Source organism: Streptomyces sp. NBC_00984 (genome assembly GCF_045162475.1).
Classification (GTDB): domain Bacteria; phylum Actinomycetota; class Actinomycetes; order Streptomycetales; family Streptomycetaceae; genus Streptomyces.
Map to the genome: position 1 here is coordinate 497,169 of NZ_CP108734.1, position 16,642 is coordinate 513,810.

Below are 16,642 nucleotides of genomic sequence, written 5' to 3' on the forward strand. Positions count from 1 at the left end.
GCCGTGTGTCGTTTCCCGGAAACTGCGCATGCGGGAGGTTCGGGAAGTGGGGTGAATGAGCAGAAGGGGGCTGGGGCGGATCAGCGGGTCAGGAGAGCCCGAGTTCCTTGTCGAGGAAGTCGAAGACGTCCTCGGCCGACGCGGCGCCGAGGCGGTCGGCGACGGTGGGACCCTCTGCCGGCTCGGTGTTCCCCGCGTCGTTGTGGTCATTGATTCGCGCGTTGAGCCGGGTGACGAGTTCCTGGAGCCGGTGGCTGATCCGGCTGCGTTCGATCTCCTCCACGGAGAGGGCCGCCGCCACGGATTCGATGCGCTCCAGCTCCGCCAGTACGGGTACGGCGGGGGCTGCTCCGCTCGGGCACAGTTCGCCGTGCAGATGCCCGGCCAGCACGTCGGGGTTCGCGTAGTCGAAGAGCAGCGTGGCCGGGAGCTTAAGACCCGTGACGGTACTCAGCCTGTTGCGGAATTCGACGGCGGTGAGCGAGTCGAATCCGAGCTCGTTGAAGGCGCGGCTGGACTGCACCGCGCTGGTGCTGTCGTAGGCGAGGACGAGCGCCACCTGTCCGCGTACCAGGTCCAGTACTTCGCGCCGCTGCTCGCTCTCGGGCAGGGCGGACAGCCGGACAACCAGGTCCGAAGCCGCTTCGGACGGGCCCGCGGGCCCGCCGGTGCCGCCGGCCGCGGTGGCACCGGTGCGTACCTCGGGGAGGCCTGCGATCAGCGGGCTGGACCGGGTCGCTGTGAAACCGGCCGCGAGCTGCGGCCAGTCGGCGTCCAGTACGCCGACGCAGGTCGCCGCCCGGTCCAGGGCCCGCTGAAGGGCCGTCAGGCAGAGTTCGGCGTCCATCGGGGCCAGGCCGCGCCACCAGGAGCGGTCCTGCGAGGCGTCCTCGCCCGCCATGCCGCCACCGTCCCAGGGTCCCCAGGCCACCGAGGTGGCCGCGAGGCCCAGGGCCCGGCGGTGCTGGGCGAGTGCGTCCAGGTAGGCGTTCGCGGCGGCGTAGCTGCCCTGTCCCGCGCTGCCGAGCAGTCCGGCGATCGAGGAGAAGGTGACGAACGCCGTCAGTCCGTGGTGCCTGGTGAGCTCGTGCAGGTGCCGGGCCGCCTCCACCTTCGGGCGCAGTACGCCGGCGAGCCGCTCGGGGGTGATGGACTCCAGCACGCCGTCGTCCAGCACGCCGGCGGTGTGCATGACGGCGGTGAGCGGCTGGTCGTCGGGCAGGCCTTCGAGCAGCGCGGCGAGGGCCGCGCGGTCGGCGACGTCGCAGGCCGCCACGGTGACCCGGGCTCCGAGCGCGGTCAGTTCGGCCTTCAGTTCCTCGGCGCCCGGTGCCTGCGGGCCACGGCGGCTGGTCAGTACGAGATGGGCGGCGCCGCGTCTGGCGAGCCAGCGGGCGACGTGCGCGCCGAGTGCGCCGGTGCCGCCGGTGACCAGGACGGTGCCGTGCGGCGTCCAGTTCCCTGCGGCGGCGGTGTCGCCCTCGGTCGCGGTCTCGTCGTCGCCGTGCGTGTCCGTGTCGCCGCTGCCACGGCTCCCGGTGCCCGCGATGGTCGTGTCGGCGGGGACGTGCACGAGCCGACGGCCGAAGGTTCCCGAGGCGCGCACCGCGATCTGGTCCTCCGCTCCGGCCCCCTGGTCGGCGGCGCCTCCTGCCAGTACGGACACCAGCCGGGCGGCCGTACGCTCGTCGGCCGTCGGCGGCAGGTCGATCAGGCCGCCCCAGCGCTGCGGCTGTTCCAGGGCGACGACCCTGCCGAGTCCCCACACCTGGGCCTGCTCCGGGTTCGGCAGTTCCTCCGCCCCGCCCACCGCGACCGCGCCGCTGGTCAGGCACCACAGCGGCGCATCGATCGCGGCGTCGCCCAGCGCCTGGGCGAGCGCGACGGTGGCGGTCAGGCCATACGGGTCGGCGAGAGCGAGCAGGGAGAGCACCGCGCGTACCGGTGAGCCCGCTTCGGACGCGGTACGCAGCCGGTCCGTGAGCGCGGTCCGTGCCGCGGCGGTGCCGGTGGGGTCCCCTTCGCCGGCGAGGGAGGCCAGTTCGGCGGCGTCCACCGTGATGAGGTGTGGCTGCGCGCCCCGGGCGTGCAGTGCCTCGCCGAGCCGCTCTGCCCAGCGGCCGGCGGCTGCTCCCTGCGGTGCCAGGACGAGCCAGGTGCCTGCCGCGGCCGCGGTGTCCCGGGCGGGTTCAGCGAGGGGCAGCCAGTCGATCCGGTAGCTCCAGGCGTCGGCGGTCGCCTCCTTCACCCGGTGCGAGCGCCAGGACGCGAGCAGGGGCAGCACGGCGTCCAGCGATTCCCGCTGGGCGTCGCTGTCCGCGTGCAGTGCCTCGGCGAGCGCGCCGGTGTCGGTGCGTTCCACGGCGTCCCAGAAGGCCTGGGCGCCCGCGCTGCCGGGCGTGGACCGGATCGTTGTACCGGAGGCGTCGGAGGCGTCGTTCTCCCACCAGTAACGCTGCCGCTGGAACGGGTAGGTGGGCAGCTGCACCCTGCGCCCGCCCCAGCCCGCGGCGGTCGCGGGCCAGTCGACCGCCGTACCGCGTACGTGCAGTTCGGCGAGCGCGGTGGTCAGCGACTGCGACTCGGGGCGGTCGGCGCGCAGCACCGGCACGAAGGCGGTGCTCCGGGAGTCGGCGTCGTCCGTCACGCACTGCTGGGCGAGGGCGGTGAGGGTGGCGCTGGGACCCAGCTCGACGAAGGTGCTGACGCCGTGTTCGCGCAGGGTGGCGATGCCGTCGCTGAAGCGGACCGTCTCGCGTACGTGCCGCACCCAGTAGTCGGCAGAGGCCAACTCGCCCTCGGTGCAAAGCTTTCCGGTGAGATTGGAGACGACAGGGATCTGCGGCGCGTGCATCGGGAGGTCCGCGACGATCTCACGGAAGTCCGCGAGCATCGGGTCCATGCGGGGCGAGTGGAAAGCGTGGCTGACGCGCAGTCGTGACGTCTTGCGGCCCTGTTCCCGGAGCTGTTCCGCGACGCGCAGGACGGCATCCTCGTCGCCGGAGAGCACCACGGCCGACGGGCCGTTCACGACGGCCACGGCGATCCGTTCGCCTTCGCCGAGCAGTGGGAGTACGTCCTCCTCGGACGCCTCGACGGCGACCATCGCGCCGCCTGCGGGCAGTTCCTGCATCAGCCGGCCCCTGGCCGCCACCAGCGCGCAGGCGTTCGCCAGGGTGAACACACCTGCGGCGTGCGCCGCTGCGATCTCCCCGATCGAGTGGCCGATCAGCAGGTCGGGGCGTATCCCCCAGCTCTCCAGCAGGCGGAATAGTGCCACCTCGACGGCGAAGAGTGCGGCCTGCGCGTAGCCCGTACGGTCCAGTTCTTCCGCGCCCCGCTCGTCCTTGGACCGCCACATCACGTCACGGACGGGTGTCTCCAGCCTCGGGTCCAGTTCTGCGCAGACCGCGTCGAGCGCCGCCGCGAAAGCGGGCTGGGAGGCGTACAACTCCTTTGCCATGCCACAGCGTTGGGCACCCTGGCCGGTGAACATGAAGGCGGTGCGCCCGCCCGGTCCCTGCGGAGTACCGAATACCAGTCCCGCGCTGTCGTCGCCAGCGGCCAGTGCGTCCAGCCGGCGCAGCAGGTTGTCGTGGTCGTCCGCGACGACGACAGCCCGCTGATCGAAGACGGCCCGGGTGGTGGCCAGCGAGAACGCGACGTCCGCGGCCGTGTCGCGGCCGTCGGCGGTGAGGTGGGCACGCAGCCGGCCTGCCGACTCGCGCAGCGCCCGTTCGTCGCGCGCCGACAGCAGGTACGGAAGCACCTGCGGCTCAGCGGGGGCCGTGGGCGCTCCGGACGGTTCAGCTGCTTCGGATGCCTCGGACGCGGCTTCGGCGGGCGCTTCCTCGATGATGATGTGCGCGTTCGTACCGCTGAGTCCGAACGAGGAGACGCCCGCCCGGCGCGGCGCGTCGCTGTGCCAGGCGACCGGCTCGGTCAGCAGCCGTACGTTCCCGGTGGTCCAGTCGACCTGCGGTGTGGGCTCGTCCACGTGCAGTGTGCGGGGCAGCACCTGGTGCTGAATCGCCTGCACCATTTTGATGATGCCGCTGACGCCTGCGGCAGCCTGCGCGTGCCCCATGTTCGACTTCACCGAGCCGAGCCACAGGGGTCTTTCGGCGGGGCGGTCCTGGCCGTAGGTGGCGAGGAGCGCCTGCGCCTCGATGGGGTCGCCGAGTACGGTGCCCGTGCCGTGTGCCTCGACCGCGTCGACGTCCTTGGTGGTGAGTCCCGCGTTGTTGAGGGCCTGACGGATGACGCGCTGCTGGGCGGGGCCGTTGGGGGCGGTGAGGCCGTTGCTTGCGCCGTCCTGGTTCACGGCGGAGCCGCGTACGACTGCCAGTACGGGGTGCCCGTTGCGCCGCGCGTCCGAGAGACGCTCCACCAGCAGCACGCCCACGCCCTCGGACCAGCCCGCGCCGTCCGCCGCGCCGGCGAAGGACTTGCATCGCCCGTCCGAGGCGAGCCCGCGCTGCCGGCTGAACTCGATGAACATCTCCGGTCCGGCCATCACGGTCACGCCGCCGGCCAGCGCCAGCGAGCACTCGCCGTTGCGCAGCGCCTGCGCGGCCAGATGCAGCGCCACCAGCGAGGACGAGCACGCCGTGTCGACCGTCACCGCGGGGCCCTCGAAGCCGAAGGTGTAGGCGACCCGGCCGGACACGAGGCTGCCGGCCGCGCTGCCGCCGGCGTAGTCGTGGTACATCAGGCCGGCGAACACCCCGGTCCTGCTGCCCTTGAGCGTGGCCGGGTCGATGCCCGCGCGCTCGAACGCCTCCCAGCTGGTCTCCAGCAGCAGCCGCTGCTGGGGGTCCGTCTCCGGCGTCTCCCTGGGGCTGAGACCGAAGAACACCGGGTCGAACTCCGCGGCGTCGTACAGGAATCCGCCCTCGCGCACATAGCTGCGGCCGGGGCGACCCGGCGCGGGGTCGTACAGCGAGTCCATGTCCCAGCCGCGGTCGGTGGGGAACTGACCGACCACATCGGTGCCTTCGTCCACCACCCGCCACAGGTCCTCGGGAGATGTGACGCCGCCCGGGTAGCGGCAGCCCATGGCGACGATCGCGATCGGCTCGTGCTTGCCGTCCTCCACCTCGCGCAGACGGCGGCGGGTCTCCTGGAGGTCAGCCGTCGCACGCCGCAGGTACTCACGCAGTTTCTGGTCGTTCGCCATCGGTGTCTGAGCCAATCTGAGGTCTGTCGAGCGATTCGGGGCGGGCGGAGCGGAAATACGGGGAGGGCATCCGGGCCGTCGGTGCCGTCGGCCCGGCTCCTGCTACGGGATTCCGATTTCGCCGTCCAGAGCGGCGAACAGCTCGTCGTCGGTGGCCGACTCGTAATCCGCACGGACTACGGCGTCCTGCCCCGCACCGCGCCGGTCCCGCCATTTGCGTACCAGTGTCTCCAGTAGCGCGGCGACTGCCGCATGCTCCCCGTCGCGCTCGCCCTCGTCCAGGGGCGAGGCGAGCAGAGCCGATTCCAGGCGGTCGATCTCGGCGAACAGCGACTGCCCCGAGGAAAGGGCCGGCACGAGCTCGGCCGCCAGGTGCGCGGCCAGCACGGCCGGCGCGGGGAAGTCGAAGACGAGGGTCGCCGGCAGCCGCAGGCCGGTGGCCGCGCCCAACAGGTTGCGCAGATCGACGGCCGCCAGTGAATCGAAGCCGATGTCCTTGAACGCCCGCTCAGGGTCGATGTGTTGGCCGCTTCCGTGACCGAGCACGGCTGCCGCGCTGTCCCGGACCAGATCGAGGAGGAGGAGGTCGCGGTCGGCCTCCGACAGGCCGGACAGCCGCAGCGAGAGCGCTTCGGGGGCCGCCGCAGGAGCCGCTGTCGCCGCGGCCGGGACGGCGCGGCGCATCGGATTGCGTACGAGCGTACGAAGCAGCGCGGGCACCGGTCCGCCCGGCGAGCGCAGCACCGCCGCCTCCAGCCCGACCGGTACGAGCACCGGGGCATCGACAGCCATGGCCGAATCCAGCAGGGCAAGCGCCCGGCCGGTGGGCAGCGGGCGCATGCCCATCCGCCGTATCCGTTCCAGATCGGCCTCGGTCAGCCGGCCCGCCATGCCCTGGGCCTCGGCCCACAGGCCCCAGGCGAGGGAGAGAGCAGGCAGGCCCTGGGCCCTGCGGTGGCGGGCGAGGGCATCGAGGAAGACGTTCGAGGCGGCGTAGTTGGCCTGTCCGGCGCCGACGAAGAGGCCTGCGGTGGAGGAGAACAGCACGAAGGCGACAAGTGGTTGATGCTGCGTCAGCTCGTGCAGATGCCAGGCTGCGTCCGCCTTGGGACGCAGTACCGAGTCCACGCTTCGCGCGGTCTGCGTCTCGATCAGGCTGTTGTCGGCCACACCTGCTGTATGGATCACAGCCGTGAGGGGGTGACAGGACGGGATCTCGGCGAGCAGCTTCTCCAGTGCGGCGCGGTCCGCGACATCACATGCCACCGGTACCGCTTCGGTCCCGAACTCGGCCAGTTCTTGAGCAAGTTCAAGAGCACCGGGCGCCCTCTCACCGCGACGGCTGACCAGCAGCAGCCGACGGGCGCCGTGCCGCGCGGCCAGGTGGCGGGCGACAGCGGCACCGAGACCGCCGGTTCCGCCCGTGATCAGTACGGTGCCTTCCGGATCCCCCCGGGGCGCGCCGATGGCCTCGACTGCGCTCTGCTGCTCTCTCACGAGCCGCGGTTCCAACAACTTGCCGTCACGCAGAACGAGTTCGGTTCCGTCAGTGGCTGCAGCAGATCGCAGAAGCTGTGCGGAGGCCGGGGTGCCGTCCCAGTCGAGGAGCAGCAACCTCCCGCCGGGTTGTTCGGCCTGTGCGGAACGCACCAGGCCCCACAACGGAGCGTGAACCAGGTCCACGGCCGTGCCGGGCTCGGCGTCGGGGCCGGCCGCGCCGCTGGTGAGGATCACCAGCCGGGAGTCGACGAACCTCGGGTCGGCCAGCCACTCCTGCACGGCCTCCAGCACACGGACCGTCGCGGTGCGCATACGGTCCAGCAGACCGGTTCCATGATCCTCGCTTCCTGTGCGCGCGAGGGCTCCTGTGCACGCGAGGGCCACGAAGTCCGGTACGGGGCCGGGCGTCGCCCTGAGTGCCGCGAGATCGGAGAACACCGGAGCGTCGGCGCCGAAAGCCGCCACGAGCCGGTCGCCCTCGCTGCTGCCGATGACCGCCCAACTGCCGGCCGGTTCCTCGGACGGAGACCATCCGGCCCGCTCGGCCCAGCTCGGCCGCAGCAGTGCGTCGTCGTCGCTACCGGCCGCCGCCAGCTGTTCGGCGCTGACGGCACGCGCGGCCAGCGACCGTATCGATATCACCGGAGCACCGGTCGGGTCCGTGGCCAGTACTGACGCCTCATCAGGGCCATGGGACGTCACGCGTACACGCAGCGAGGTGGCACCTGCCGCATGCACCGAAACGCCGCTCCACGCGAAGGGCAGCCGCGGCCCTTCGGCACTGTCCTGGCTGTCGCCCTCATCAAAGAGATTGGCGTGGAGGGCGGCGTCGAGCAGGGCCGGATGGACGCCGAAGGCGCCGGCGTCCTGGTGAGCTTCCGGAGGGAGGGCGACTTCGGCGTAGATGTCGTTGCCGGCGCGCCAGGCGGCCTTGAGCCCCTGGAAGACGGGGCCGTAGTGGTAGCCCTGGGTGGCGAGGTCTTCGTAGGTGTCGTGCAACGTGATGGGCTGGGCGCCGGTGGGCGGCCAGTTGCTGAGATCGGAGCTGGAGTCGGCCTCGGCCGAGGGGAGTTGGGGCGTGAGAGTGCCTTGGGCGTGCTGAGTCCAGGGCGCATCCCTGGGTACGTCGCCCGAGTCCGGGCGTGAGTGGATGGTGAGGGTGCGGCGGTCGGATGCGTCAGGGGGCCCGACCGTGATCTGGAGCTGGAGAGCCTGCTCCGGGGGGAGAACGAACGGCGCCTGGAGGGTGAGCTCTTCGAGGTGGGGGGTGCCGGTGTGGTCACCGGCGTGGATGGCGAGTTCGACGAGCGCGGTGCCGGGCAGGAGCACGGCGCCCATGATGCTGTGGTCGGCGAGCCAGGGGTGGGTGCGGGTACTGATGCGGCCGGTGAGGATGGATTCGTCGGTGCCGGCGCGGTGGAGTACGGCGCCGAGCAGGGGGTGACGGGCGGAGTCCTGGCCGAGGGTGGTGACGTCGCCGGTGTCGGGGGTGGACTCCAGCCAGTAGCGCCGGTGTTGGAAGGGGTAGGTGGGGAGGTCGACCGGGCGGGCGGGGCGGCCGGTGTGCAGGGCGGGCCAGTTGATGGTGTGCCCGCTGGTCCAGAGGCGGGCCAGGGCGGTGAGGGTCTCGGCCTTCTCGGGGCGGTTGCGGCGCAGGAGCGGGACGAACACGGCTGTGGTGTCGTCGGGGAGGGCGTCGGGGGCCATGGCGGTGAGGACCGCGTCGGGGCCGATTTCGAGGTAGGTGGTGATGCCTTCGGTGGCCAGGGCGCGTATGGCGTCGTTGAAGCGGACGGCTTCGCGGACGTGGGTCACCCAGTAGTCGGGGGAGGTGAGCTCACCCGGCGTGGCGGTGCGTCCGGTGACGTTCGAGACGACTGGGGTACGGGGCTCGCTGTAGGCGAGGCCCGACACCACCGTGCGGAACTTGTCCAGCATCGGGTCCATCAGCGGGGAGTGGAAGGCGTGCGAGACCTTCAGGTACGAGGTCTTGCCGCCCTGGGCGCGTACTGCCTCCACGACCTTGTCGACGGAGGCCGCCGTGCCGGAGACCACCACTGCGCGAGGGCCGTTCACCGCCGCGATCGCCGCGTTGCCGACGCCGTTGAGGTGGGTGCGGACATCGTCTTCGGTGGCCTGGAGGGCGGCCATGGTGCCGCCGTCGGGCAGGGCCTGCATGAGGCGGCCGCGCGCGGCGACCAGGGTGCAGGCGTCGGCGAGGGAGAACACGCCGGCGGCGTGCGCCGCGCTGATCTCGCCGATGGAGTGCCCGGCCAGCAGATCGGGGCGTACACCCAGCGACTCCACCAGGCGGAACAGGGCCGTCTCGATGGCGAACAGGGCGGGCTGGGCGTACTCCGTCCGGTCCAGCAGCACCGCCAGGTCCGAACCCTCCTGAGCGAAGAGCACGTCCTTCAGGGGGTGGTCCAGCAGGGGGTCCAGGTGTCCGCACACCTCGTCCAGGGCTGCCGCGAACACCGGAAAGGCTGCGGCGAGTTCGCGTCCCATACCGGGGCGTTGGGCACCTTGTCCGGTGAACAGGAAGGCCAGCCGCCCCTCTCCCTCCGTACCCCGCACGACACCCGCTTCCTCGCCGGCCTCCAGTGCCCGTAGCCCGGACAGCAACTGCCCACGCTCCGCACCGGTGACCACCGCACGACGCTCCAGCTGCGCACGGGACGTGGCCAGGGCCAGGGCCACATCCACCGGATGAGGGGCCTCCGCCCCTTCCAGCAGGCCCACCAGACCGGCCGCCTGTGCCCGCAGCGCACCATCGGTCCGCGCGCTGAGCAACAGTGGCAGCGTCGGCTGCGCGGCATCCTGACGCTCCGGGGCCGCCTCCTCCTGGGGCGCCTCTTCGATGATCACGTGCGCGTTCGTCCCGCTGATCCCGAACGACGAGACTCCCGCCCGGCGCGGCCGCTCACTGTCCCAGGCCACCGCCTCGGTCAGCAGCTCCACCCGCCCCACCGTCCAGTCCACCTTCGACGACGGCTCATCCACATGCAACGTCTTGGGCAGCACACCATGACGCATCGCCATGACCATCTTGATGATCCCGGCCACACCCGCCGCAGCCTGTGTATGACCCAGATTCGACTTCACCGATCCGAGCCACAGTGGGCCGTGGTCCGAACGGTTCTGACCGTACGTCGCCAGCAGCGCCTGCGCCTCGATCGGGTCGCCGAGCTTCGTACCCGTACCGTGCGCCTCCACCGCGTCCACGTCAGCCGGACGCAGCCGCGCGTTTGCCAGTGCCTGCAGGATGACCCGCTGCTGCGACGGGCCGTTCGGCGCCGTCAGACTGCTGCTTGCCCCGTCCTGGTTGACCGCGCTGCCCCGTACCACTCCCAGCACGCGGTGGCCGTTGCGCTGGGCGTCGGAGAGCCGCTCCACCAACAGCACACCCACACCCTCGCCCCACCCGGTGCCGTCCGCGGCTTCGGCGAAGGCCTTGCAGCGGCCGTCGGCCGCGAGCCCGCGCTGCCGGCTGAACTCGGTGAAGGTGTCGGGCGTCGACATCACCGTCACACCGCCGGCCAGGGCCAGCGAGCATTCGCCGTTGCGCAGCGCCTGTACCGCCCAGTGCAGCGCCACCAGCGACGACGAGCACGCCGTGTCCACCGTCACCGCCGGGCCTTCCAGCCCCAGGGCGTAGGAGACGCGGCCCGACACGACGCTGCCTGAATTGCCGTTGCCGATGTACCCGTCCACCTCGTCCGGAATGCTGGACAGGCGCGAGGCGTAGTCGTGGTACATCACTCCGGCGAAGACACCGGTCCGACTGCCGCGCAGTGAGTGCGGGTCGAGCCCGGCGCGCTCCAGTGCTTCCCAGCAGGCCTCCAGGAGCAGCCGCTGCTGCGGGTCCATCGCCAGCGCCTCACGCGGGCCGATGCCGAAGAACTCGGCGTCGAAGTCGGCCGCGTCGTGCAGGAATCCGCCCTCACGGGCATAGGTCTTGCCGGGCTGGTCAGGGTCGGGGTCGTACAGTCCCTCGATGTCCCAGCCACGCCCGGCAGGGAATCCGGAGATTCCGTCCCGGCCGGTTTCCAGTAGTTGCCACAGCTCCTCGGGAGATGTGACGCCACCCGGATAGCGGCAGCTCATGCCGACGATCGCGATGGGCTCGTGTTCCCTGCGCTCGGCTTCGCGCAACTGGCGGCGTGCCTCCCGAAGATCGGCCGTCGCTCGCTTGAGGTAGTCGAGAAGCTTCTTCTCGCTTTCCACCCAAGAACCCCCTGAACCCGGTCGGATTGTCCATCCGAACGCTACGGGCGGCCCTCATCCGCCGACCACCCATAGCCCCCCCTAGCCACCCCTACTAGCGGTCGCCGACAGGGGCCCCTACGCAAATGCCGAAGCTATGGGCACTCTTAAGAATCACTTGGTGAACCACCATATCCAGGGGTCGGCGAAGAAGCCCTTCAACTAAGGGCTCATAGGGGTTGCTAGGGGTCTGCCTGACTACTTCGCTGCTATAGCGTTCTTCCCGTTGAAGGCTGCGAAACATTGACCCGGGGTGGGAATATGCCCGCGACACCGACCGCCAGAGGAACCGCCCCCTTCGGCGATTACAAGACCTGGTACCGCGTCACCGGGGATCTCCGCTGCGGACTGCCGCCCGTCGTCGTACTGCACGGTGGTCCCGGCAGCACGCACGACTACCTGCTGAGCATGACGGCCCTGGCGGAGGCCGGCCGGCCGGTAGTCCACTACGACCAGCTGGGGAACGGCGGGTCGACGCGGCTGCCGGACAACGGAACGGACTTCTGGACCGTCCAGCTCTTCCGGGACGAACTCGACAACCTGTTGCGGCACCTCGGGGTGGCCGACAACTACATTCTGTTCGGTCAGTCCTGGGGCGGGATGCTGGCCGCGGCTCATGCCTCCGACCGGCCGGCCGGACTACGCGGCCTGGTGATCGCCAACTCACCGGCGTCGATGCCGCTGTGGCTCCAGGAGATGAAGGTGCTCAGGGAGCAGCTTCCGCCAGAGGTGCAGGAGACGCTGCTCCAGCACGAGGCCGCGGGCACCACGGACACAGACGAATACTTCGCGGCCATGCGGGTCTTCTACGACCGTCATGTGTGCCGCGTCCTTCCGTGGCCCCGGGACTATCTGGCCACCTTCATGGAGATCAATGACGATCCGACCGTCTACCACGCCATGAACGGGCCCAATGAATTCCATGTCATCGGGACGCTCAAGGACTGGTCGGTCGAAGACCGGCTGCCGCACATCGAAGTACCGACCCTATTGATCAGCGGGCGTTACGACGAGGCCACGCCGGCCACCGTCCGACCCTATTTCGAGCGCATACCGAAAGTGCGCTGGGAAATCTTCGAGGAATCCAGTCACATGCCGCACATCGAAGAGCCCGAGCGTTTCACCTCGGTCATGGTCGGTTTTCTCAAGGAAATCCAAGAACACCAAGAACTCAACAACTTGAAGGATGAGGCACGCGGGTGACCACTGCTCAGGAGGTTCGCGCATATCCGTTCAGCGAGCCGGACCGGCTCATACTCGACCCCATGTACGCGAAGCTGCGTACGGAGGAACCGCTGAGCCGGGTGCAGTTCCCGATCGGCGAACCCGCCTGGCTGGCCACGCGCTACCAGGACGTACGCACCGTCCTGGCCGACCCCCGCTTCAGCCGGGCGATGGCCAGGACGCGCAACCAGCCGCGCACCCACCCCGGCGAGCACTTGGACGACGGCCTGGTCGGCATGGACGCACCGGACCACGCCCGACTTCGCAAGCTGGTCGCCAAGGCGTTCACCGGGCGCCGCGTGGAGCTGATGCGCGCGGACACCCAGCGGATCGTGAACGGCCTGGCCGACACCATGGTCGAGCAGGGCGGCCCCTTCGAGATGGTGGAGAACTTCGCCGTCCCCGTGCCGGTGACGGTGATCTCCGAGATGCTGGGTGTGCCGGCGGCGGACCGCCCCAAGCTGCGCGTCTGGTCCGAGGCGATGGTCTCCACGACGGCGCTGCCGTGGGAAGAGATGGAGCGCAACGCCAAGGAGCTGTTCGCCTACATCGGCGAGCTGGTCGCGGAGCGGCGTCGCAATCCCACCGAGGACCTGCTCGGCGCGCTGGTCAAGACGCGTGACGAGGACGGCGACCGGCTGAGCGAGGAGGAGCTGGTCATGCATGTGACCGGTGGCCTGCTCATCACCGGCACCGAGACGACCGCCTCGCAGATCCCCAACTTCCTCTACGCACTGCTCAGCCAGCGCGACCAGTGGGAACTGCTCTGCTCGAAACCGGAGTTGGTGCCGCAGGCGGTCGAGGAACTGGTGCGCTGGATCCCGCTGAACTACTCCGCGATGTTCGCCAGGTACGCCCTGGAGGACGTCCAGTTCGGCGATGTCACGGTGAAGGCCGGTGAACCGGTGCTCGGTTCGGTGGCCTCGGCCAACCGCGACCCCGAGATCTTCGAGGACCCCGAGCGGCTCGACGTGACCCGCGAGAACAATCCGCACATCGGCTTCGGCCACGGGCCGCACCACTGTCTGGGCGCCCAGCTCGCGCGGATGGAGCTCCAGAGCGTGCTGAGCACCCTCATCGAGCGCTTCCCCACCCTGGACATCGCCGATGTCGAGGACAGTGTCGTCTGGAAGCAGGGAATGCTGGTGCGCGGTCCGAAGCGGCTGCGAGTGACTTGGTGAGCAGTTGGGCCATCGCCGTCGACCGGACGGCCTGCATCGGCGCGTCGGTGTGCGCCAATTACGCGCCCGGACACTTCGAGTTGCGGTCCGGCAAGTCCTACCCGCGGGTCGGGACGACGGAACCCGACGAGGCGGCGCTGGACGCCGCGGAGACCTGCCCGGTGTCCGCGATCACGGTGCACGACACCAGCACCGGCGTGCTGCTCGCTCCCGAGGAGTAGCGGTACGGGTACGGGCACCGCTCCCCGTACCCGTCCGCCCCGCCCGCTCCATCACCCCGCCACTCAACATCTGCGCCTCCGTATGCCTGTACATCTCGAAGGGACCATGCACATGACCACCGCATCCCCGACCGGAACCGCGATGATCTTCCCCGGCATGGGGCCCACCCCCTTCGCGGAGGTCGGGAAGTTCATGGTCATCAACCCCTACGCCCGGAAGCTGATCGCCACCGCCGACCAGGTCCTCGGGTACTCGCTGCTCGACCGCTACCGGCAGACCGAGGGCGACTACAGCGAATACGCCCAGGTCGCGTTCATGGTCAACTCGCTGGCGCTGGCCCAGTGGGCCGGGCACACGCTGGGTGTCGAGGCCGAGCTGTGCACGGGCCCGAGCTTCGGCGAGAAGCCGGCCGCCGCGTTCAGCGGCGCGCTGGACTTCCCCGACGCCGTCCGCGCCACCGCCGGATTCGCGCGCCTGCTGGAGGACTACTTCAGTACGGAGTTCAAGGACCTGGTCACCCACTCCTTCGTGCGTGTGCCCGAGGACAAGCTGCGAGAAGTACTGGCGGAGCTGGACGAACGCGGCGAGACGTACGAGATCTCCTGCTACATCGACGACGACTTCTACATGCTCACGCTGCGCGAGCACAACCTCGAATGGCTGAAGCCGAGGCTGCGTTCACTGGGCGGCATGTCGCTGTACTCGATGCGGCCGCCGATGCACTGCTCGGCATTCGGAGGACTGCGCGCCCGCGCCCAGGAAGAGGTCTTCGGGCCCCTGGACTTCGCCGACCCGCGGATCCCGGTCGTCGCGGATCAGGACGGCTCGCTGATCACCACGGGTGAGGGGGTGCGCACCATGCTGCTGGACAGCTGCGTACGCCCGATGCGCTGGCCCGCGGTCGTCGACGCGCTGCGCGAAGCCGGCGTCGGCACCGTGTGCGTGGCCGGTAAGGACAGTCTCTTCGGCCGGGTGCGGCGCACGACGTCCAACTTCGAGGTGGTACCGGTCACGCCGCGGGTCGCTCTCCAGCCGAGGCCGCAGCCCGCCCGTACCTGAACCGTTCCTTTCTCACCTCCCCCGAAAGGCAATTCACCATGTGGGACCAGAAGTTCGAGGATCTGCTACGCAGGTTCCTGCCGTTCCTCGGCGCCGACGAGAAGCTCGCCGAGGACACCACGCTGCGCGACCTGGGCCTGGACTCGCTCGGCATCGTCGAGCTGCTCGCGGCGCTGGAACAGACGTACGACGTGCGGTTCCAGGACGAGGCACTCGGCCAGGAGACGTTCCAGACCCCCGGTGTGCTGTGGAAGGTGCTGTCCGGTCTGGTCGAGGAGCAGGCCGCCTGAATCCGCGGCACCCGGGACCCGCAGGGTCGAGCATCGAAGGAGGAGCAGTGGACGCAGCCATGGGAGAGGCGCTGCACGGGCGTTTTCTGCGCGGAGTCGACCTGGCGCCGCGCAACGACGCGGTACGGGTCGGGGCCGACTCGGTCACGTACGAGCAGGCGCACGAGCGGGCGCTCGTCTGGGCAGGTGCGCTGCTGCGCGCGGTGCGCAAACCGCCGGGCACCGTGGCGGTGCTGGCGGCGAAGGGAGTCGACGCGTACGTCGGCATCCTCGCCGCGCTGTACGCGGGAGCCACCGTCGTGCCGCTGCAACCGGGCTTCCCCCCGGCGCGCACCCGCCGCATGATGCGGGCCGCTCAGGTGTCCGCCGTCATCGCCGACGAGGCCGGCTGGGCGCAGTTGCCGGAGCTGATGGCGCCGGGGCCGGACGGCGAGGAGCCGCTCGACACTGGTGGCCCCGACGTCGTACTGCCCGTCCTCGCGCCCGGTTGCGGACCCGGTACGCATCCGAGTGTCGACCGGATCGTCCCGGAAGCGGCCGGCGCGCTGAGCGAGCCGCGCCCGGTGCGGCCGGCCGACGCGGCGTACGTGTTGTTCACCTCCGGGTCGACGGGCCGCCCCAAGGGCGTGCCGATCAGCCACGGAAGTGCCTCGCACTACTTCCGGCTCCAGGACGAGCGTTACGACTTCACGCCGCAGGACGTCTTCTCCCAGACCTTCGACCTCAACTTCGACTGCGCGATGTTCGACCTGTTCTGCGCCTGGGGTGCGGGGGCGACCGCACTGTGGGCGCCGCCCGGTGCGTACCGCGCGATGCCGGCCTTCCTGGCCGAGAGCCGGACGACGGTGTGGTTCTCCACGCCCAGCGCGATCCCGCTGGTGCGCCGGCTCGGCGGGCTGGTTCCCGGCGCGCTGTCCGGACTGCGCTGGAGCTTCTTCGCCGGTGAGGCACTGACCTGTCAGGACGCCACCGACTGGCAGACGGCCGCACCGCATTCGACGCTGGAGAACCTGTACGGACCGACCGAGCTGACGATCACGATCGCCGCGCACCGGTGGGAGCCGGAGCGTTCCCCGGGGATCGCGGTGAACGGTGTGGTGCCGATCGGCCGGGTCAACGACGGACACGACCACCTCCTGCTCGACGAAGACGGTCAACCTGCCCCCAATGAGGGTGAGTTGTGTGTGACGGGACCTCAGATGGCTCGCGGCTACCTGGATCCGGCCGACAATGAAGGCCGCTTCCTGGAGCACGACGAGCGCACCTGGTACCGCACCGGAGACCGGGTCCGGCGAATCGGCGAGGAAGGCGAACTCGCCTACCTGGGACGGCTGGACTCGCAGGTGCAGATCGCGGGATGGCGCGTGGAGCTCCCCGAGATCGACCACGCGCTGCGCGGCTGCGAGGGCGTCACCGAGGCGGTCACGGTCGATGTGGTCGGCGCTTCGGGCACCGAACTCGCGGTCTTCTACACCGGTTCGGCCGTGCCCGCCGCCACGTTCGCCCGGCAGCTGCGGGCAGTCCTGCCGCAAGGCATGACGCCCAGGCACTACTGGCGGCTGGACGAGTTCCCGCTCAATTCCAACCGGAAGACCGACCGGGGTGTACTGCGAGGCCGTGCCGAGGCGTGGCTGGGAGCGCCCGGTACGCACAGCGCCCCCGGCGCCACCACTGAGACCACCAGCACGTCCAGCAAGCCCAGCACGCCGACGACCTGACAG

At 70.4% G+C, this 16,642-nt stretch carries 7 protein-coding genes and 1 pseudogene; 6 read left to right on the forward strand and 2 right to left on the reverse strand.

Features of this window, described 5'->3' with window-relative positions; translation table 11 throughout:
• Positions 1–88 precede the first annotated feature (88 nt).
• Positions 89–5,194, reverse strand: a complete 5,106-nt coding sequence (locus OG520_RS02280; protein WP_406011979.1) for a type I polyketide synthase — start codon at positions 5,192–5,194, stop codon at positions 89–91.
• A gap of 87 nt (positions 5,195–5,281) precedes the next feature.
• Positions 5,282–10,882: pseudogene (locus OG520_RS02285) on the reverse strand (SDR family NAD(P)-dependent oxidoreductase); the annotation flags it as partial.
• A gap of 324 nt (positions 10,883–11,206) precedes the next feature.
• On the opposite strand from OG520_RS02285, the gene OG520_RS02290 reads away from it, so the two are divergent.
• From OG520_RS02290 to OG520_RS02315, 6 genes are all read left to right on the forward strand, one after another.
• Positions 11,207–12,148, forward strand: coding sequence for a proline iminopeptidase-family hydrolase (locus OG520_RS02290; RefSeq protein ID WP_266430976.1), 942 nt, complete (start codon positions 11,207–11,209; stop codon positions 12,146–12,148).
• A complete protein-coding gene (locus tag OG520_RS02295) occupies positions 12,145–13,350 on the forward strand; it encodes a cytochrome P450 (RefSeq protein WP_266430974.1) in 1,206 nt (401 codons plus the stop codon). Before OG520_RS02290 ends, OG520_RS02295 begins: the two co-directional genes overlap by 4 nt.
• Entirely contained in the window at positions 13,347–13,571 is a 225-nt protein-coding gene (locus tag OG520_RS02300) for a ferredoxin (protein ID WP_266430973.1), read from the forward strand. Before OG520_RS02295 ends, OG520_RS02300 begins: the two co-directional genes overlap by 4 nt.
• Before the next feature lie 112 nt (positions 13,572–13,683).
• Positions 13,684–14,631: an ACP S-malonyltransferase gene (locus OG520_RS02305; protein ID WP_266430971.1), complete on the forward strand. Its 948-nt coding sequence runs from the start codon at positions 13,684–13,686 to the stop codon at positions 14,629–14,631.
• Positions 14,632–14,669: 38 nt separating this feature from the next.
• Complete coding sequence (locus OG520_RS02310; protein WP_389986390.1) at positions 14,670–14,921, forward strand: phosphopantetheine-binding protein; 252 nt, start codon at positions 14,670–14,672, stop codon at positions 14,919–14,921.
• Positions 14,922–14,980: 59 nt separating this feature from the next.
• Entirely contained in the window at positions 14,981–16,639 is a 1,659-nt protein-coding gene (locus tag OG520_RS02315) for an AMP-binding protein (RefSeq protein ID WP_406016400.1), read from the forward strand.
• Positions 16,640–16,642: the final 3 nt, after the last annotated feature.